Source organism: Rhodococcus koreensis, assembly GCF_017068375.1.
In the GTDB taxonomy this organism is placed as follows: Bacteria; Actinomycetota; Actinomycetes; order Mycobacteriales; family Mycobacteriaceae; genus Rhodococcus_F; species Rhodococcus_F koreensis.
Genome location: NZ_CP070609.1, coordinates 3743332 through 3761462, shown reverse-complemented (window position 1 = coordinate 3761462; position 18131 = coordinate 3743332). Strand labels below are relative to the sequence as shown.

General features: G+C 68.2%; 19 protein-coding genes. 14 read left to right on the top strand and 5 right to left on the bottom strand.

Translation table 11 applies throughout. The features are described 5' to 3' along the window. The first annotated feature begins 2 nt into the window (after window positions 1-2). The 11 genes from JWS14_RS17325 to JWS14_RS17275 all read left to right on the top strand — a co-directional run bounded on the left by JWS14_RS17325 (window position 3) and on the right by JWS14_RS17275 (window position 11561). Window positions 3-1580 carry a hypothetical protein gene (locus JWS14_RS17325; protein ID WP_206013904.1) on the top strand — a complete coding sequence of 526 codons (1578 nt, stop codon included), beginning with the start codon at window positions 3-5 and terminating at the stop codon, window positions 1578-1580. Then, window positions 1567-3036 (top strand): AMP-binding protein, encoded by a 1470-nt coding sequence (locus JWS14_RS17320; protein WP_206013903.1) that lies wholly within the window; start codon window positions 1567-1569, stop codon window positions 3034-3036. Before JWS14_RS17325 ends, JWS14_RS17320 begins: the two co-directional genes overlap by 14 nt. Window positions 3037-3059: 23 nt before the next feature. Then, entirely contained in the window at window positions 3060-3668 is a 609-nt protein-coding gene (locus JWS14_RS17315; protein WP_206013902.1) for a hypothetical protein, read from the top strand. Further along, window positions 3665-5404 carry a pyruvate, phosphate dikinase gene (locus JWS14_RS17310; RefSeq protein WP_206013901.1) on the top strand — a complete coding sequence of 580 codons (1740 nt, stop codon included), beginning with the start codon at window positions 3665-3667 and terminating at the stop codon, window positions 5402-5404. The genes JWS14_RS17315 and JWS14_RS17310 overlap by 4 nt, the downstream gene beginning before the upstream one ends. A gap of 206 nt (window positions 5405-5610) precedes the next feature. Beyond that, entirely contained in the window at window positions 5611-5919 is a 309-nt protein-coding gene (locus tag JWS14_RS50075; protein WP_241031380.1) for an acetyl-CoA carboxylase biotin carboxyl carrier protein, read from the top strand. After that, entirely contained in the window at window positions 5912-7321 is a 1410-nt protein-coding gene (locus JWS14_RS17300) for an acetyl-CoA carboxylase biotin carboxylase subunit (protein ID WP_206013899.1), read from the top strand. Before JWS14_RS50075 ends, JWS14_RS17300 begins: the two co-directional genes overlap by 8 nt. After that, window positions 7318-8820 carry a carboxyltransferase gene (locus JWS14_RS17295; protein ID WP_072946722.1) on the top strand — a complete coding sequence of 501 codons (1503 nt, stop codon included), beginning with the start codon at window positions 7318-7320 and terminating at the stop codon, window positions 8818-8820. Before JWS14_RS17300 ends, JWS14_RS17295 begins: the two co-directional genes overlap by 4 nt. Beyond that, window positions 8817-9230: a Zn-ribbon domain-containing OB-fold protein gene (locus JWS14_RS17290; RefSeq protein ID WP_072946723.1), complete on the top strand. Its 414-nt coding sequence runs from the start codon at window positions 8817-8819 to the stop codon at window positions 9228-9230. Before JWS14_RS17295 ends, JWS14_RS17290 begins: the two co-directional genes overlap by 4 nt. Then, window positions 9227-10366: a thiolase family protein gene (locus tag JWS14_RS17285; RefSeq protein WP_206013898.1), complete on the top strand. Its 1140-nt coding sequence runs from the start codon at window positions 9227-9229 to the stop codon at window positions 10364-10366. The genes JWS14_RS17290 and JWS14_RS17285 overlap by 4 nt, the downstream gene beginning before the upstream one ends. Next, window positions 10363-11139, top strand: coding sequence for a tyrosine-protein phosphatase (locus JWS14_RS17280; protein ID WP_206013897.1), 777 nt, complete (start codon window positions 10363-10365; stop codon window positions 11137-11139). The genes JWS14_RS17285 and JWS14_RS17280 overlap by 4 nt, the downstream gene beginning before the upstream one ends. Then, entirely contained in the window at window positions 11130-11561 is a 432-nt protein-coding gene (locus tag JWS14_RS17275; RefSeq protein WP_206013896.1) for an SRPBCC family protein, read from the top strand. The genes JWS14_RS17280 and JWS14_RS17275 overlap by 10 nt, the downstream gene beginning before the upstream one ends. 109 nt (window positions 11562-11670) lie before the next feature. On the opposite strand, the gene JWS14_RS17270 is transcribed toward JWS14_RS17275, so the two are convergent. From JWS14_RS17270 to JWS14_RS17260, 3 genes are all read right to left on the bottom strand, one after another. After that, window positions 11671-12234 carry a pyridoxamine 5'-phosphate oxidase family protein gene (locus JWS14_RS17270; protein ID WP_206013895.1) on the bottom strand — a complete coding sequence of 188 codons (564 nt, stop codon included), beginning with the start codon at window positions 12232-12234 and terminating at the stop codon, window positions 11671-11673. A gap of 66 nt (window positions 12235-12300) precedes the next feature. Then, entirely contained in the window at window positions 12301-13302 is a 1002-nt protein-coding gene (locus tag JWS14_RS17265; RefSeq protein ID WP_206013894.1) for a MerR family transcriptional regulator, read from the bottom strand. 14 nt (window positions 13303-13316) lie between these two features. Further along, a complete protein-coding gene (locus JWS14_RS17260) occupies window positions 13317-13982 on the bottom strand; it encodes a HEAT repeat domain-containing protein (protein WP_206013893.1) in 666 nt (221 codons plus the stop codon). 99 nt (window positions 13983-14081) lie between these two features. Between JWS14_RS17260 and JWS14_RS17255 the strand changes: the two genes are divergently transcribed. After that, window positions 14082-14597, top strand: a complete 516-nt coding sequence (locus JWS14_RS17255) for a putative immunity protein (protein WP_072946729.1) — start codon at window positions 14082-14084, stop codon at window positions 14595-14597. Between the two features lie 19 nt (window positions 14598-14616). Here the strand turns inward: JWS14_RS17255 and JWS14_RS17250 are convergent, their stop codons facing one another. Together JWS14_RS17250 and JWS14_RS17245 are read right to left on the bottom strand one after the other, a co-directional pair. Beyond that, window positions 14617-15231, bottom strand: a complete 615-nt coding sequence (locus tag JWS14_RS17250; protein ID WP_206013892.1) for a hypothetical protein — start codon at window positions 15229-15231, stop codon at window positions 14617-14619. Continuing rightward, window positions 15215-16150 carry an alpha/beta hydrolase gene (locus JWS14_RS17245; RefSeq protein WP_206013891.1) on the bottom strand — a complete coding sequence of 312 codons (936 nt, stop codon included), beginning with the start codon at window positions 16148-16150 and terminating at the stop codon, window positions 15215-15217. Before JWS14_RS17245 ends, JWS14_RS17250 begins: the two co-directional genes overlap by 17 nt. A gap of 76 nt (window positions 16151-16226) precedes the next feature. Between JWS14_RS17245 and pip the strand changes: the two genes are divergently transcribed. Together pip and JWS14_RS17235 are read left to right on the top strand one after the other, a co-directional pair. Then, window positions 16227-17183 carry a prolyl aminopeptidase gene (gene pip, locus JWS14_RS17240; protein WP_206013890.1) on the top strand — a complete coding sequence of 319 codons (957 nt, stop codon included), beginning with the start codon at window positions 16227-16229 and terminating at the stop codon, window positions 17181-17183. Window positions 17184-17221: 38 nt separating this feature from the next. Beyond that, entirely contained in the window at window positions 17222-18127 is a 906-nt protein-coding gene (locus JWS14_RS17235) for an amidohydrolase family protein (RefSeq protein ID WP_072946730.1), read from the top strand. Window positions 18128-18131 lie beyond the last annotated feature (4 nt).

The window sequence follows — 18131 nt, the reverse complement described above, 5'->3', positions numbered from 1 at the left end:
CCATGGCGAATCTGACCTACCGGACCCTGCTGGAGACCAACAACTACCTCCGGAGTCTGTCCGACACCACCTACTGGCTGTGCATCACGCGGACGGTGCAGGAGTCGAAGCTGTTCCCGATGAACCCGTATATGCTGGTGAGCTATCTCAACAGCTTCTACCGGTTGCCGACCCTGTTGCGCGAGATCGACGCGGCGACGCCCGCCGAGGAACTCGGAGACCGCGCCCGCGAGGTCAGCCTGAAGGTGGACACGGTCAACGCGGCGTGGGGCATGCCCGCGTTCTACCTCATCGGCCGCGAGATGCTGATGAACTGGGGCCTGCTGCGGCCCACCGACGCGGTCGACGACGTCGTCGACGTGCTCGACTTCTCCCGGCGGTTCAATCTGGCCTACCACCGCAACGACGGACACCTGACGAACAAGGAATTCGGCGACCGCAGCCAGTTCCTGCCCGAACGCACCCTGCAGGTCTTCGAGTCCGATCTGCACGGTGTGGTGCCCGGTGACCGCCTACACACCGCCGCAACCAAACTCGTCGCCCAACTGTCGCAGTACGCGTTCCTCGCGCACTGCGAGTGCCGCATCGGTCTGCACAACAGCGGCCCCTACGACTTCGGCAACAACCGGCAGATGATCATGCGGGACTTCTTCGACCTCACCGAAGGCGATTACCCGTGGCTCGACGGCATCGCCACCCAATTGCCGTTCAACAACCTCACGATCCCGATCGTCTTCAAGGGCACCAACTTCCACTTGATGGACGACTGGGCGTCCTTCGAGGCCGAACCCGGATACAACGCCGCCAACATCGAAGCGGTCGGGATGTACACCTCGGATGCGTTGACCGACGGATACATTCCGGTCGGCATGGACAACGCCGACACACTGGCCGACACCATGGAGCAGTACCGGGAGATCCTCAACGAGGCGACCACCGACCTGTGGAAGCGGATCGCGACCTGGTCACGCGAGCAGATGATCGACGCCGGCGCCCTGGTCTACTCCTCGGTCGGCAAGGACTTCGCTCATCTCGCCGGAACCTACCGGCAGGACGACTGGTTCCAGGTCGACGAACGAGTGCAGCGGTTCAAGCCCCTGCTCAACGACGAATACGGACGCGACAACCTCGGCGAGATGGTGGGCCTGCTGGGATTGCCCCACCAGACGAGCAACGAGTACACCATGGCCCGCTACTCCGACCTGAACCGCAACATGCTCACCAGCATCCCCTACTCGGTGCTCACCGACGACGACTACGCACCGACCGCAGGTGACCGGTTCACCGGCTCGTCGAGCCTGCCCGGCAAGTCCGGCTTGTGGGCCACCAGCGCCGGACGCATCGACATCGACGACTACAACACGCGCGCAAAGGGATTCACCCCCGCCGTGCTCGACGGCGGCAACCGCTACCTCGACGAGGAATGGGTGAAGTGGAACCACGGGACCCCGCAGGCGGACGAGTTGTACCGCCTCGCGCAGCGAGGCTCACGGAACATCGAGGGCCGCGGATCCGGGCTGCGTCGGGCCGACCTGCCCGCCACCGACGACACGAAGGGGTCTGGCGATGCAGATCGGTGACCTGATCCGCCGCGCCGGGCGGCAGTACGGTGCCGCGCCCGCGCTGATCGACGGCGACCGAGTGGTCAGCTTCGCCGAGTTCGACGAACTCACCGACCGGCTCGGCCACGCACTGCTGGCCCGCGGCCTCGATGCCGGTGACCGTGTCGCGGTGCTCATGCCGAACGGGATCGACGGCGTCGTCGTCTATTACGCGCTCGCGAAGGCCGGACTGGTCCGGGTCCCGCTCAACGTGCGCGAGACGGCCCACGAGCACACCTACAAAGTCGAGGATTCACAGGCGCGAGCCCTGGTCTACGCAGGGGATCCCCCTGCCCGGGTCGAGTTGATGATCACAGCCGACGAGCTGCCCGGACTCGTCGCCGGCGCGCCCGACGGCCCGTGTGACGTCCGGCGCGACCAGGACGAACCGCTGCGGTTGGCCTACACCGGCGGCACGACCGGCAAGCCCAAGGCGGTGGTCCTCACCACGCGCAGCGAGCTTGCCGAAGTGGCGAATTTCCTGGTCGACCTGCTGCCCAACCTCCGACCGGACTCGGTGATGCTGCATGCCGCCCCGATCACCCACGGCAGCGGCGCGTTCTTCCTGCCGCACCTGGTCAAGGGCGCACCGAACGTCATCGTGTCGAAGTTCTCGCCCGGCGCCTTCCTCGAGGCCGCGCAGAAGTATCGGGCCACGTCGACGTTCATGGTGCCGACGATGATCGCGATGCTGCTCGAGGATCCCGCCACGGCAACAGCGGATCTCGCCCTCGAGCGCTTGTGCTACGGCGGAGCCCCGATCGCGACCAGTGTGCTCCAACGCGGAATCGACATCCTCGGACCGGTTTTCGCGCAGCTCTACGGTCAGGCGGAGGCGCCGCTGGCGATCACCTGCCTGCAGCCGTGGGAGCACACACCGGAACGGCTGACCTCCGCCGGTAAGCCCTACACCTTCGTCGAGGTGCAGGTCCGGGCCGCCGACGGCACGGTGCTCGGACCCGACGAGGTCGGGGAGGTCCTGACCCGGGGGCCGCACACGATGAGCCGGTACTGGCGTCGCCCGGACGCCACCGCCGAGACGATCGAACCGGACGGCTGGTTGCACACCGGCGACATCGGACGCTGGGACGACGACGGGTACCTGCACCTGCTCGACCGCAGGCACGACGTCATCATCTCGGGCGGCTTCAACGTCTACCCCCGCGAGGTCGAAGACGCCCTGCTGACTCACCCGGCGGTCGTCGAGGCCGCCGTGGTGGGCCTGCCCGACGACAAGTGGGGCGAACGGGTCGCCGCCGCTGTCGTCACCCGCTCCACCGCCGAGCCCGACGAGATCCTCGAGTTCTGCGCCGATCGACTGGCCGGTTTCAAACGACCTCGTTCCCTGGAGATCTGGCCGAACATCCCTACCAGTCCGGTCGGGAAATCCCTGCGCCGCGAAGTGCGCGACCGCATGGTCGCCGCGCAGGTGTGACCCCGACACCGAAAGGACCCATCATGCTCGACCCCAACGAACTCACCGTTCACACCCTGACCCTGCGTCAGCTCGGATCCGCCGAGCAGCTCGCCGAGATCAACGCCCTCCCGATCGCCGACGTCGAGGCGGCGCTGGAGAAGGCCGTCGCGGATGGGGCGGTGATGGCCGCACGCGGCAACTACATGATCACCCCGGCCGGCCGCGAGTTCCTCGACGATGTGTACCTCCGCGCCTTCGCCGGTCTGCGCGCGGACCCGGCCGTCACCGACGCGATGGACTCCTTCGAGACCGGTGTCAACAAGCAGGTCCTCACCCTGACCACCGATTGGCAGACCATCGAGGTCGACGGCGCCCGCGTCAGCAACGATCACGCCGACGCCGACTACGACGCCAGGATCGTCGAGAAGCTCGGCCGCGTGCACGAGAAGACCCAGAAGGTCCTTCAGCCCCTGGCCCAGCAGAACCCGCTGGTCGATCGATTCCTCGACCGGATCGGCGCGGCGCTGATCCGCGCAGAGGGCGGCGAGACCGACTACGTCAGCGGCGTCCGCGTCGACTCGGTCCACACCGTGTGGTTCCAGATGCACGAACACATCCTCCGCCTCACCGGACGGGAGCGCCCCGAATGAGCACCGCAACAGGTCTTCGCTGGCTGGTCGTCCCCGACGAGAACGCCGCCGAGCCGAGCCGCGATCTGGTCGGCGGGAAGGCATGGAGCCTGTGGCGGATGCGGTCACTGGGCCTGCGGGTGCCACCGGCGTTCGTCGTCACCACCGCGGCCTGCGCGGCCTACTTCGCCGACGGCGGCCTGCCCGAGGGGCTGGCCGACGAACTGATCACCGGAATCCGCTTGCTGGAGAAGCAACTCGGCCGCACGTTCGGCGGCACCGAACGCCCGCTGCTGGTGTCGGTGCGCTCCGGCGCCGCGATCAGCATGCCCGGCATGATGGACACCATCCTCGACCTCGGCTGCAACGACGACGTCGAGGCCGCCCTGGCCGCCGAAAGCGGCGACCGCGACTTCGCTGCCGAGGTGCATCGCCGCTTCACCGGCTTCTACGGCCGTCTCGTCCTCGGCTGCACCGAGGAACTCGAAGACCTGCCCGATACCGCGTCGGTCCGGGCAGCGATCTCCTCCGACGTCGGTGACGCCGTGCCGGCCGACCCGTGGGAGCAGCTACGCGCCGCGGTGGCCGCGGTGTTCGCATCGAGTCGATCCCGGCGTGCCCTCGCCTACCGCAAGCACTACGGCATCCCGGACGATCTCGGCACCGCGGTCACCGTGCAGGCGATGGTGTTCGGCAACCTCGACGACGACTCCGGCACCGGGGTGCTGTTCACCCGTAACCCGGTGGACGGCTCCCGCGAACCGTACGGCGAATATCTGCAGCGCGGGCAGGGCGAGGACGTCGTGTCCGGCCGGATCACCCCGAAACCCCTGACCGACCTGGAAGAGCGCTGGCCGATCGTGCACGCCGAATTGCTCGACGCCGCAGAACGACTGGACCGCGAAGGCCGCGACGCGCAGGACGTCGAGTTCACCGTGCAGAGTGGCGAGCTGTTCCTGCTGCAGTCCCGGCCGGCGAAGCGCACCGCCCGCGCCGCCGTGCGGATCGCCGTCGAACTCGTCGACGAGGGTGTTCTCGAACCGGGCGAGGCCCTGTCCCGGGTCACCGCAGAGCAGATCCGCACGCTGCTGCGCCCGGAGATCGCACCTGGTGCCGCCGACACCGCAGAGGTACTGGTGACCGGGGTGGCCGCCAGCCCGGGTGTCGCCACAGGTGTCGTCGTGGACACTCCCGAAGCGGCACAGGCGAACCCGGGAAGCATCCTGGTCCGCAAATCGACCAGCCCCGACGACGTTCACGGCATGATCGCGGCCGCCGCGGTGGTCACCGAGCAGGGCGGCGCAACCTCACACGCCGCCGTCGTCAGCCGCGCCCTCGACACCCCCTGTGTCGTCGGCTGCGGCACCGACTCCGTGGCAAGCCTGGTCGGCCGCACCGTCACGGTCGATGCGACCACCGGCCGGGTCTACGCCGGCTCACTGCCGACCTCGGCGGTCGACGAGAGTGAGGACGAGGATCTGCGCCACCTCACCGAGTGGGCGAGCAGTGCCACCTCTTTGCGAGTGGGTCCCGACGTGGCGGCGGAGCCGGTGTTCGATGCCGACTCCCTTGCAGCCGAAGAGATCGGTGAGCACATACCCGACATCCCACCCGGAACCAAAACCGTTTGTGGAGCGGTGTTCTGCGCTCCGGACGGAGTCCGGGCAGCCCTCGACGCCGGGGTCGAAGCGGTTGTCACAACCCATCGGCTGCCGGTGCTTCTTGCAGCCATCGCACACCAGAGGAGCACGTCATGACCACGGCGGATCGTGTGACCCATCGCGAGGTGCAGGAGATTCTCCGTACCTTCACAGAGTCGGGATGGGCTTCGATGACCCTCGAACTCGACGGTATTCGCGTCACCGTCGGCAAGGACGGCCCGCCGGCACCGGCTTCGACCGCTGTGGCTCCATCCGCGCCGGCTCCGGCTCCGGCTCCTGCTCCTGCCCCTGCTCCTGCCCCTGTGGCAGCGTCGATTGCGGCCGCGCCCGCCCCGGCGGCGCCGCCTGCCGTCGACACCACCGGCTGCATCGAAGTGCGAGCCCAGACCGTCGGCGCCTTCTGGGTGGCCCCCGGCCCCGGCGAGCCGCCGTTCGTCCAGGTCGGGCAGACCGTCGAGGCCGGGCAGCAGATCGCCATCGTCGAGGTCATGAAGTTGATGAACCCGGTGGTCACTCCACAAGGCGGAGAGATCGTGCAGATCTGCGCCACCAACGCGGACCTGGTCGAATTCGACCAGCCGCTGTTCCTGATCAGGCCGACCGATGGCTAGCCCGTCGACCCTGTCCACCGAATCACCGCACCGCACGCCGCTCCGGCGGGTCCTGGTCGCCAACCGCGGGGAGATCGCGGTCCGCGTGATCAAGGCCTGCCGGGCCCTCGGCATCGAAACGGTAGCCGTGACCTCGACCGTGGATCGCGACGGGCTCGCCGCCCGGATGGCCGACCGCGCCGTGTGCATCGGCCCCGCCCCGGCATCGCAGAGCTACCTGGCGATCCCCGCGGTGCTCAGCGCCGCCCTCGGCGCCGGGTGCGACGCCGTCCATCCCGGCTACGGGTTCCTGTCGGAAAACCCGGAATTCGCCGCCGCCTGCGTCGCCGAGGGACTCACTTTCGTCGGACCGCGGCCGGAAGCGGTCGCGCAGGCCGGCGACAAGGCCCGCGCCCGTGAACTCGCCCGCTCGGCCGGCATCCCGGTGCTGTCGGGATCGCCGGTGGTCGACTCCACCGAGGCCGCGGTCGCCGCGGCCACCGAGCTCGGCTATCCCGTCCTGGTCAAGGCCGCCGCCGGCGGCGGCGGCCGGGGAATGTCGGTGGTCGAGAACGAATCCGAACTACGTGCCCGCTGGTCGTCGGCTGCGGCCGAGGCCCAATCGGCGTTCGGCGACGGACGACTGTACGTCGAGCGATTCATCCGCAACGCCCGCCACATCGAGGTCCAGGTGCTCGGGGACAAACACGGCAACGTCATCCACCTCGGCGAACGCGACTGCACCCTGCAACGGCGTCACCAGAAGGTCGTCGAGGAATCGCCTGCTCCCAATCTGCCCGAGAAGATTCGTCAGGACATCCGACGCAGCGGGGTTCTGTTCGCCGAGGCGCTCGGGCTCGACAGCGCCGGAACCGTCGAATTCATCTACGACGCAGACTCCCACGAGTTCGCGTTCCTCGAGTTCAACGCCCGAATCCAGGTCGAACACCCGGTGACCGAGATGGTCACCGGCGTGGACCTCGTCGCCGAGCAGCTGCGCTCGGCGGCCGGCGAACCGCTCCGGTTCACCCAGGACGACATCGACCTGACCGGACATGCCATCGAAGTCCGCATCACCACCGAAGACCCGGCCCGCGGCTTCATCCCCAACCCCGGGACGGTGCACACCTGGGAACCGCCGGAGGGCGAGGGCATCCGCGTCGACAGCCACTGCGAACCTGGTTACGTCGTCACCCCCTACTACGACTCCCTGCTCGCCAAGATCGTGGCATACGGCCCCGACCGGGACGTCGCCGCGGACCGGATGGTCGCCGCCCTGGGCCGACTGGGGGTGACCGGAGTTCCAACCACCGCGGATTTCGCGCGGGTGGCTCTGGACCATGCGGACTTTCGCGCCGGCACCGTCACCACCGACTGGATTGCCTCTCGGGGCCTCCCCGACTACTTGGAGAAGATCTCATGAGTTTCCTCGACAGTGCCCCGCGCAACGCCGACGGCAGCAAGCGCAAGATCGACATCGTCGACCAGACCCTGCGCGACGGCCCCCAGAGCTGGTGGGGCATGCGGCTGCGCAAGGACATGGGCCTGCCCATGGCGTCCGAGCTGGACCGCACCGGCTTTCACACCATCGATCTCGCCGGCAGTTCGATCTTCGAGGTGCTCGTGCGGCACTGCAAGGAAGATCCGTGGGAGCAGTTGATCTCGCTGTCGAAGTCGATGCCCGAGACGACGGTCCGAGCAGGAACCCGCAGCAACGGGATCGTCACATTCGGCCTCACTGCCGACAGCGTGATGGACCTGTGGGTGCAGCGGCTCAGCGCTCACGGCGTCGGCAGCTTCTGGATCTACGACGGGCTGTTCAACATCGACAAGATCGGCCGCCTCGTCAAGACCGTGCAGGCCGAGGGTGGTCAGGCGCTGCCGTGCATCCTCTACGCCGACACGCCGTACCACACCGACGAGTACTACGCCGCCCGCACACGGGAGCTGGTCGCGACCGGTGCGGACGGTATCGAACTCGAGGATGCCGCCGGCCTGCTGACCCCCGAGCGCACCCGCTCGCTCATCGCGGCCATCAAAGGTGCGGCCGGAAACCTGCCGGTGGAGGTCCATTTTCACAGCAACAACGCGCTCGCGCCGCTGAACTACCTGGAAGCCGTCCTCGCCGGCGCTGATCGTGTGCACACGGCAAGCCGCCCGCTCGCGGCGGGAGTGTCGCTGCCCTCGACGGAGAACACGGTGGCGAACCTGCGCTACGCCGGCTTCGACGTCGACCTCGACGAATCCCGCTTCGCCGCAGTCGAACAGCACCTCCTGCGCGTCGCGGAGTACGAGGACCTGCCGGTCGGTCAGCCGGCCGAGTACTCCCTGTTCCAGTACCGGCACCAGCTTCCCGGCGGAATGGCGGGCACCTTCAAGGCGCAGCTGCGCGACCGCGGCATGGAGGATCGTTTCGAGGAGGTCCTCGACGAGATGTCCCGGGTGCGGGAAGAACTCGGCTACCCCGTCATGGCCACCCCGTTCTCGCAGCTGGTCGGTACGCAGGCGGTGCTGAACGTGGTGACGGGATCCCGGTATTCCGTGGTTCCGGACGAGGTGATGATCTATTCGCAAGGCTTCTACGGCAAACCCGTCGCCCCGATGGATCCGAACGTGTACGACACCATCATGAGTTCGCCCAAGGCGAAGAGCTACGAGAACTGGGAGCCTCCGCAGCCGAGCCTGGGCGACCTGCGGAAGAAGTTCGGCGAATCGATCAGCGACGACGAATTGCTCCTGCGACTGCTCGTCCCGGAGAACGACATCGACGTCATGCGCGCGACCCCGCAACGCAACCGCGACTTCGCCCCGACCAGCAAGCAGATGAAGTACATCCGTGAACTCGTCGAGACGTCCGTGGGTGCCTACCTGCACATCGAGGCCGAAGACTTCTCGCTGACCCTGGAAGGCGATCACCGATGAGCGAGCTGGGTGTGGGGCGGCCGACCAAGCGCCGTGCCGGCTCCGCCGTCGGGGGACTGCCCGTCGCCGACTCGCGGCCGGTCCTCGACGGCGATGCCGTGCTCGGCTCCCGGTGCACGGTGTGCCGGTACCCGACCGCGCAACAGCATCTGCCGTGGTGCCCGGTGTGCTACGCCTCCACCGAACCGGCCCGCTTCGCCCGCACAGGCAGGACCTGGTCATCCACCGTGGTCGCGATCCCCGTGGGCACCCGCCGGCCACCGTTCGGGCTGGCGTACGTCGACCTCGACGACGGCCCCCGGGTACTCGTTCACCTCGGCGAACCCGCGGTACTCGAGATCGGTACACGGCTCGAGATCACCGGAGCAGACGACGGCGACCTCGTCGCCACTTCGGAGGTGCAGCGATGAACCAGGCCATGTTGTGGGGCGTCGGAACCTCGTCCTACGGCCGATTCCCCGACCAGCGAGTCGAGTCACTCGCCTGGACCGCAGTCGCCGAAGCGGTCCGGGACGCCGGCATCCGGCCCGACGCGATCGACGCCATCATCGTCGGATCCGTGTTCGGCCCGCCCGGGGTGGCCACCCGCATCCAACGCGGACTCGGCATTCCCTCCGTGCCCATGTGGACCGTCGAGAACGCCTGCGCCAGTGGCACCGCCGCCTATCACGAAGCGGTGGAGGCAGTGCGGCACGGGCGATTCGAGTGCGTGCTGGTTCTCGGGGTCGACCAGATGTCGACCCTGTTCTCCGGTGCCATCGTGCCGGAGGCGACGGACCCGGAAGGCGCTGCGTCGCTGCCGTTGCCGGGGCTCTACGCCCTGCAGGCGCAGCGGTACGTCGGCGAATTCGGTGTCACCCCGGAACAACTCGCAGCCATCGCGGTCAAGAACAAGACCAACGGGATGGACAACCCCCGCGCCCAACTGCGGGACACGGTGCCCACGGTTCGGGAGGTGCTCGACTCCCGCATGATCGCCGAACCGCTGACGTTCCTGCAGTGCTGCCCCACCAGCGACGGGGCCGGCGCCGCCATCGTCGGCGGCGACCGCGGCAACCGCAACGACCTGCGGATCGAGGCCTCCGCGATGGTCTCCGGTGCCCTGTGGGACCAGCGCAGCGAGGACGTCTGGGGATTTGCCAGCGTCGCCCGCGCCGCCGAGAAGGCCTTCGCGCAGGCCGATCGCACCCCGCAGGAGATCGACGTGCTCGAGGTGCACGACGCCTTCACCATCGGTGAGATCATCACCCTCGAGGCGCTCGGCATCGCACCCCGCGGCAAGGGCGCCGAACTCGCCCCCTCCGGCCACACCACCCGCGACGGTGCGCAACCGGTCAACCCGAGCGGAGGGCTGCTCTCGCGCGGGCACCCCCTCGGCGCAACCGGAATGGCGCAGCTCGCCGAAATCGCATGGCAACTGCGCGGACAGGCCGGACCGCGGCAGGTTGCCCGGCACCGGGTCGGGCTCGTCGAGACGATGGGTGGGGGAGCGGCCGGAATGGACGGCAACGCCTGCGTGGTCACCATCCTGTCGACGCAGTCATGACCGCGATCTACGCAGGGCTTCTCGGGTTCCGCGACGTCGGCGGACTGCGAACCCGGGACGGCGGGCGCGTGCGGGCCGGAGTGCTCTTCCGCAGCGGGACACCGCAGTTCCTGGACGAGGAGTCGGGGCGGGCACTGATCGCCGACACCGGGATCCGGGCGACCATCGATCTGCGGCTGCCCCACGAGGTCGCGGTGGAGGGGCGAGGACCTCTCGACGAGTTGGGGGTTCGCCACTTCCGTCACCCGTTCAGCATCGGCGACCGCGTGGCCGAGGACTCGGCGGTTGCCCCGATGGACGGCGACGATCCGCTGGTCACCCGCTATCTCAAATACCTGGCCGAGGACGCCGCCGGGGTCGTCTCCCTGACCACACGGCTTCTCGAACCCGCCGTTCTCCCGGTCTTGGTGCATTGCACCGTCGGCAAGGACCGGACCGGGGTGGCGGTGGCACTGCTCCTCGACGCCATCGGGGTGCTCCGCGAGGACATCGCCGCCGACTACGCGGCCGCCCCCGACGACGTCGCCGTATCCATGCGGCGTCTGCGGCAGATGGCGTCGTACGGCCCCGCCGCCGACCTCTACCCACCGGAGGCATGGACGGCGCCCGCGGATGCGATGGAACGGTTCCTCGGCAACGTCGACCGTCGGTACGGCGGGACCCGCAACCTGCTCCAGGACAACGGTATAGGGCCGGAGGAGATCCGCCGACTGACCGAACTGCTCCTCACCCACGACGACGCAACGAAGAAAGTGAGCGCCGCATGCGAGTAACTGAAACCTACGTCATCCGGGCAACACCCGATGCCGTGTGGAAAATCGGCGGAGACACCGCGAACGTCGCGGACTGGATCCCCGCGCTGGAAAAGTCCCACCAACACGGTGACCTGCGGTACGCGACCTTCGCCAACGACGGTGGCGAAGCGACGGAGCGGATCGTCCACCACGACGATCCACAGCGAAGCTACACCTATGAGTACGTCTCCGGGCCCCTGCCCCTGTCGTTCTATTCCTCGAACTTCACCGTCAACCCCCATCCCGAGGGCGCCGAAGTCGTGTGGAGTGCCGATTTCGCATCCCCCTCCCCCGAGAGTGAACCCGAACTCGCAGCGGCGATCACAGACATCTACCGGTCCGCGTTGATCGAATTGGCCAGCCACACAGAAGCACACTCGTCGCATCCGGGCGGGAAGTAGAGGGCCGCCGCAATGTCCCAGTACGGCGTCTTCACCGTGCCCTCGATCCAGTGCAACACTCTGTCGTCGAGTGCGCTGTGGTTCCGGCGATCCCATGCAGGCATCGTCATCACACCGAGCGGTCGGTCGGATCGATCGAGGGTCGTGAATCCGACTGCGCGACAAGCTTCGCGAAATCCGCGGCGTAGACGGTCATCCAGTGCGGATGCAGCCGGTAGTAGACCACGTCGTTGTCCCAGTCGAAGAAGTCTTCGCCGTAGAAGTCTTTGAAGTAGGCGAGCAGGTCGGGCCAGTCCGCGGCCGGCTCGCCGTCCTGCGGGTTGAGGATCTCCACCGTGCCATGCGCGAACACGCCGAGGTCCTCACCGCGCATGTGCGCCGCACTGGCGGCGGGCCGGGCGGCGAGGTGGCGGGCCTTGGCTGCGCCGCGCGCCGTGCCGAAGTGCCACTTCCCGTGTAGGAAGTGCCCGTCCACTCCGCTGATCCGCGGTTCGCCCGTGGCGGTGACGGTAGACAGCGCAAGCGTGCACATGCCGGTGACGACCTCGGTGAGCTGCTCCGCGGTCAGTGTTCTCTCGGTGTCGATGATCGAACGCAGATGTGCGGTCGAGCGGGACAGCGAGGCGTCGAGAAGTCGCTGGAGTTCACCGAGCTCTTCGGGTGTTTCGCGCATGGAGGTCCTTGTCTGTCGGTGGTGAAACCATGCTCGCACCCAGACCCTGACATCCTGTGTCAGGAATTATCCGCGATCCTGCGCCTGCATGATCGCTGCCGCGGTGGACGCGATCGTCCGATCGTCGTCGTGGGTCAGCCGGGTGAGTGCCTTCCGTGCCGCCGTGCCGGGAATCTCGGCGAGTGCCTGCGTGATCCGCAACCGGGTGGGCGCGTCGTCGACGGTGTCGAGCGTGTCCTGCATGGCCCCGACGATGTCGTCGGCCGTCGGAGAGAGGGTCGTCAGCAGACCCAGCACCTCGGCGGCCTCGACGTCGAGCCGCCCCGTAACGACCATCTGGAGGAGGACGGGTATCGACTCGCTGTTCCCGCGAGAGCCGAGCGCCAGGGCCGCGTACCCGCGGACCGTGGCGTCCGAGTCGTCGAGGGCACGTCTCAGATGTACGGCGGCCTCCTCGGTGTGGATTGCCGCTATCGCGGTGGTGGCGCGACGCCGGACGTCGACCTCCGCCGCGTCCAGGCCGTTGGCGAGATCCGCGAGTCCTCGACCGGCGATCCTCGCCAACGACCACTGCAGCGCGCCGGCCACATTGAGGTCGTCCTCCGAGAGGGCAGCCTCGACCAACGCCTCGACGGGCAGCGACGCCTTCCCGTTCGCAGAGAGGATCGCCTGTTGACGCCGGGCGGCGGACTCCGATTCGAGCGCCCGCAACAGGGTGACGAGGTTCAGGACGTCGTCCCACTCCGCGGGGGAGGCAGCGTCGACGCTTTCGAGCCTGCCGAGCAGTTCCTCCTCGGCGGCGATCCGCTGGCGGGTGTGCCGAATGAGGTCTCCCACCAGATCGGCCGGTGCGAAATCGGGCTCGTCCAGTGCGCGCTTGGCCTCGTTCAACGACAGCCCCAACGTCCTCAGGCTCTCGACGTGGAAGAGCCGTCGGATGTCATCGGCGGAGTACTCGCGGTAGCCACCCGACGTGCGGCCGGTTGGCTCGACCAGTCCCAACCTGTCGTAGTGGCGCAACATCCGTGTACTGACACCGCACCGCCGCGAGACCTCGCCGATCAACATCCCCATCTCCTCCCTTACGTGTCCGGACCGGCGACCGCGACGCGCGTCGCCATCTCGAGTGAGAGGGCGAATCCGCTGTCGGGGTCGTGGCAGAGCTGCCTCGTCGCATCGGCATGCGCGCGAACGTGCGGATCGGGACTGGTCCCGGCTGCGTCGAGGACCGGTAGGGCAGCGTCCCCGAGTCCCACGAAGGCACGGCTCAGACTGAGGTGCATCTGATGGTCGCTGCGTCCGAGTTCGATCATCAGTTCGGCCGCGAGCGCAGCCTCGCCGCCGGGTGGGACGAGGACCACGGCCGCCCGCCACGCGCTGCGCGCGACCTCGTCGTGCTCGTCGTGCAGCAGTGCGGACACCGCGGGCCAGGCGAGCCGATCCCCGATCTTGGACAGGGTGTGCAGCGACTGACTGCGGGCCTGCGCGGAGCCGGACCCGAGCTCGTGGACCAGTCTCGGCACCGTGACCTCGGCGGGCAGGCGGCACAAAGCCCAGGTCAGCATGTCGCGGACGTAGAAGTCCGGTTCGACGGCACACCGATCGACGAGAGCGTCCGCGAATCGGGGATCGGGGTGCGTGCCCGCAGCGAGCGCCGCCCGCAGCCGGGCCGACGGGTCGGTCGCGGCCAGAGCGTCGGCGAGGTGAGCATTCGGCCCACCCTGGTTGGTTGTGTTCACGACAACCACCTCCTTCGCCGACCATTCGAGTCCTTGTCACTGTGTCAGGGTCAAGCGCCGGTGTCCGGGAACGTCGGTTGGGTGGTGCACGTGTTGGAAGATCTAGCCATGATCCTCCCGAAGGTCCGAGACCCGCGCTTCGTGACGATCCGCCGCGGTGGCACCCTCACCGACGCGGATCACCAGCTTCTGGCCCTGTGGGCGGCATCGTGCGCGGAGCACGTGCTGAACCTGTTCGAGTCGGTTCGGCCCGACGACCCACGACCGCGTGACGCGATCGAGAACGCCCGCGCCTGGGTGCGTGGGGAGGTCAAGATGATGGAGGCCCGCGCCGCCGGCGGGCATGCCATGGGCGCGGCCAGAGACCTGCGTGGAGCCGCCCGGCACGCCGCCTATGCTGCGGGGCAGGCCGGGGCGGTCGCGCACGTCGCGGCGCACGAACTCGGTGCCGCCGCCTATGCGATCAAAGCCGCACGTGCTGCCGCGCCCGCGGGTGAGGGCGACGCAGCGGGACGACGTGAGTGCCGTTGGCAGCGTGACCAACTCCCCGAGGCGATTCGCGAACTCGTCCTCGACGACCAGCGGTTGCGGAACGACATCTGCTGGTCGGTGTTCGACTGCTGAGCGCGTCGGCTACCGGGCGTCACCCGTCCGGGCGGGGGCGGCGTCCCCGTCCGAGCACCCAGCCGGCGTAACCGATGAACACGACCCCGGCCCCGGCACCGGCCGCCGCGCTCGGCGAGACGGCGCCGGCAAGCCCGAGACACGCGGCGGCCACCGCGACGAGCGCCGCGACGACACCGGTCAGGGCAAGGCCCCGGGCGTGAAAGACCCTGCCCAGCGGAATGAAGTGGACACCGACGACGAACAGCGTCCACGCCGCGTCGTACGCCTGATGCCCGACCGCGGCAAGGAGGAGGTTTCCGACCACGATCAAAACCACCTCCACCGCAACGGTGAGCCAGTAGCGGCGGCGGACTCGTGGGTCTGCCATCGGAGAGCCGGTCGTCGTCAGTCGGCGCACCAGCAGCATCACCAGCGCGACCAGGAGTAGCGCCGAGATCACCGACCCGGCGACCAGGTACGGGACCCACGGTGCGGGCGGGTCCTGCTGCGCCCAGCCGAACCAGGCGATCCCCGCGACCGCCAGCACCGCTGCGCCGATCACCTCGCCGCGATCCCAGAGCGCCGCGATCGGTGCTACCGGAACGGAATTATCGGACAACTGATTCGAACGGTACTCACTGATGCCGACCACCTCCTGCACTCTCGCGGCGGTGGCTGTTCAGCCACATCTGCATGTCGTCGTGGGCCGCCCGAGCCATCGGGGTCGGGTGGCCGGTGAATCCGTGGGGTGAGTCCGGGTAGATACGGAGATCGACGTCGACGCCCGAAGCGGACAGCCGTGCGGCCATGGCCAGGTTGTCCTGGAGCAGAATGTCGGCGTCCCCGACCACCATCAGGATCGGAGGCAGATCGGTGAGGTCGGCATAGATCGGGGAGAGGTCGGGATGAGTGCGGTCCGACGCCGCGCCCGCGTAGGCGTCGAGGAAGTACTCGTCGGCGATCAGGCGTCCGGCGGGTGTCTGCGCGCTGAGGTCGTACGTTCCGAACTGCAGCACGGCGGAATCAATGGCGAATATCCCCCGATCGCGCAGCCGTAGAAGCGTGGTCATTGCGAGCGTTGCACCGGCCGAGAAGCCGCCGATGGAGAGCTTCGTCGTCCCGAAGCGGTCCGCGGCGTGCTCGACGAGCCAGAGTGCGGCGGCTTCGCAATCGTCGGGTGCGGCCGGCCACGGGTGTTCCGGAGCGAGCCGGTAGTCCACGCTGACGACCGCGACGCCGAGCGCGTCCGCGAGTCGGCGGTTGCGGACGTCACTGCCGGCAGCCGACCCCATGTAGAAGCCGCCGCCGTGGATCTCCAGGTAGACACCCGTCGCGGCCCGGCCGACGGGGGCGTGAATCCGCAGCGGGACTCGAAGACCACCGCTGACGACGACCTCCTCGACAGCCGGCGGTTGCGACGGGGCGGGGGCGGGGGCATCGGCTCGGACCGATCGAAGTTCCGCCCCGCTACTCGGACTCCGACCGGCGACGCGCTTCGCGTAGAACGCCCGCGACGCGTCGACGAGAGGCAGCAGGCGCGGGTCGATCAGATCAGTCAGTCCGAAGTGCATCGAGATCACAGTACGGACAGGACCCGCAATCCATCTCGTGACGCGCGGACGTCCGGCGTCGTGGCAGGGTGAGGCGGTGGGCGACGCACTGTATCCGGCGGTAGAGCCGTACGAGTCCGGACTCCTCGACGTCTCCGACGGTCACCGCGTGTACTGGGAGACCGTCGGGACCCCGACCGGGATCCCCGTCGTGTACCTGCACGGCGGACCGGGCTCGGGGAGTACCGCGGGAGCGCGACGCTATTTCGACCCGACCGCGTTCCGGGCGGTGCTGTTCGACCAGCGCGGGTGCGGTCGCAGCACGCCGTTGGCGGACGGCCCCGACTACGACCTGGGGTCGAACACGACCGCGCACCTGGTCGACGACATCGAGCGCCTGCGTGAGCATCTCGGGATCGAGCGGTGGATCGTCACCGGCGTCTCGTGGGGCGTCAGCCTGGGATTGGCATACGCACAGAAGTGCCCGGAGCAGGTGATTGCGGCGGTGTTCGGTGCGGTCACCACGGGTTCCCGGCGGGAGATCGACTGGATCACCCGCGCCATGGGTCGCGTGTTCCCGCAGCAGTGGGAACATTTCGTCGCGGCGGTGCCTGATATTGAACGGGCAGGGGACCTCCCGGCCGCCTACGCCCGCCTGCTGGCCGACCCGGACCCGGAGGTGCGCCGGACGGCGGCAATGAGGTGGTGTGCGTGGGAGGACACGCATGTTTCGCTGATGCCGGGGTGGCAGCCGAACCCGCGCTACGACGATCCCGCATTCCGGAGCGTGTTCGCGCGGTTGGTGACGCACTACTGGTCACACGACTGCTTCCTCGCCCCGAACGAGATCCTCGAAGGGATGGGCGCCCTCGCCGGCATCCCGGCGATCCTGGTACACGGACGTTACGACGTGTCCGGGCCGTTGGACACCGCGTGGGAGATCGCGCGGGCCTGGCCCGGCAGCAAGTTGGTCGTGCTCGACGACGCCGGGCACGGGGGAGAAGGATTCGCCGCCGCAGTCACCGCCGCCGTGGATAGTTTCAACGCGAGTTGAGCTCAACCAAGTCTCGGCCGGTCGTGCAGAAGTGAAATATGCTGTGTGAGGTGGACATTGTCGATGCGCACCATCATTTCTTGAATCTGCCCGACCTCGCGTACCCGTGGATCGACAATCGCCCACCCGCGCTGACCGCGCTGCTGTCGAATTACTATGACGCGGCACGCCGATACCTGCCGCACGACTACCGGGCACAGGTCGACGGGATACCCGTCGCGGCCTCGGTCGCGTGTGAGTTCGGAGCAGCGGACGGTGTCGCGGAGGCCCTCTGGATTCAGGAGTGCGCCGATCGTGTCGGCGTTCCGAACGCCTTCATCGCGGCCGCGCAGCTCGAATCGGATGGTCTGGCAGATGTTCTCGCGCGATACCGGGATCTGCCGGTGGTCCAGGCGGTGCGTCAGCCGTTGTACTGGGCGGAAGACCCCGTCAAGCGTCTGGGTGCGCGGGGCGACTACCTGTCGGACCCGGCCTGGCTGCACGGGTTCGAGAAGGTCGCCGACGCGGGGCTGGTGTGGGAGCTGCTCGTATACGACGAGCAGCTACCCGACACGCACGAACTCATTGCTGCGTTTCCCGACACCACCTTCGTGTTGGAGGCGGTCGGCTGGCCCGTCGACCTCACTGCCGACGGCTTCTCCCGGTGGGAAGAACGCCTCGGTGCGGTGAGTCAGTTTCCGAACGTCGTCCTCAAGTTTCAGGGAATCGCCCTCATCTTCGGAACTTCGCTGGACGCGATCGGGAGCTGGGTGCGGACGGCGCTCAGAATCTTCGGCGCCGGACGATGCATGTTCGCCTCCCATTACCCGATCGACCATCTGCTGTGGGACAGCGACACCATGGTGTCCACCGTGCAGGCAGCCCTCGACGACCTGTCGTCGGCGGAACAGGCTCTGTTCTTCGGCGAAACCGCGCGGCGGGTGTATCGCCTGCCGGCGCGTTAGGCTC

Bases quoted from the DNA above. Each gene is read 5' to 3' on its own strand.
- JWS14_RS17285 (WP_206013898.1), top strand. From the start codon at position 9,227: ATGAACCAGGCCATGTTGTGGGGCGTCGGAACCTCGTCCTACGGCCGA.
- JWS14_RS17300 (WP_206013899.1), top strand. From the start codon at position 5,912: ATGGCTAGCCCGTCGACCCTGTCCACCGAATCACCGCACCGCACGCCG.
- JWS14_RS17255 (WP_072946729.1), top strand. From the start codon at position 14,082: ATGATCCTCCCGAAGGTCCGAGACCCGCGCTTCGTGACGATCCGCCGC.
- JWS14_RS17320 (WP_206013903.1), top strand. From the start codon at position 1,567: ATGCAGATCGGTGACCTGATCCGCCGCGCCGGGCGGCAGTACGGTGCC.
- JWS14_RS17310 (WP_206013901.1), top strand. From the start codon at position 3,665: ATGAGCACCGCAACAGGTCTTCGCTGGCTGGTCGTCCCCGACGAGAAC.
- JWS14_RS17275 (WP_206013896.1), top strand. From the start codon at position 11,130: ATGCGAGTAACTGAAACCTACGTCATCCGGGCAACACCCGATGCCGTG.
- JWS14_RS17270 (WP_206013895.1), bottom strand. From the start codon at position 12,234: ATGCGCGAAACACCCGAAGAGCTCGGTGAACTCCAGCGACTTCTCGAC.
- JWS14_RS17315 (WP_206013902.1), top strand. From the start codon at position 3,060: ATGCTCGACCCCAACGAACTCACCGTTCACACCCTGACCCTGCGTCAG.
- JWS14_RS17325 (WP_206013904.1), top strand. From the start codon at position 3: ATGGCGAATCTGACCTACCGGACCCTGCTGGAGACCAACAACTACCTC.
- JWS14_RS17265 (WP_206013894.1), bottom strand. From the start codon at position 13,302: ATGTTGATCGGCGAGGTCTCGCGGCGGTGCGGTGTCAGTACACGGATG.
- JWS14_RS17295 (WP_072946722.1), top strand. From the start codon at position 7,318: ATGAGTTTCCTCGACAGTGCCCCGCGCAACGCCGACGGCAGCAAGCGC.
- JWS14_RS17280 (WP_206013897.1), top strand. From the start codon at position 10,363: ATGACCGCGATCTACGCAGGGCTTCTCGGGTTCCGCGACGTCGGCGGA.
- JWS14_RS17245 (WP_206013891.1), bottom strand. From the start codon at position 16,150: ATGCACTTCGGACTGACTGATCTGATCGACCCGCGCCTGCTGCCTCTC.
- JWS14_RS17290 (WP_072946723.1), top strand. From the start codon at position 8,817: ATGAGCGAGCTGGGTGTGGGGCGGCCGACCAAGCGCCGTGCCGGCTCC.
- JWS14_RS17235 (WP_072946730.1), top strand. From the start codon at position 17,222: ATGCTGTGTGAGGTGGACATTGTCGATGCGCACCATCATTTCTTGAAT.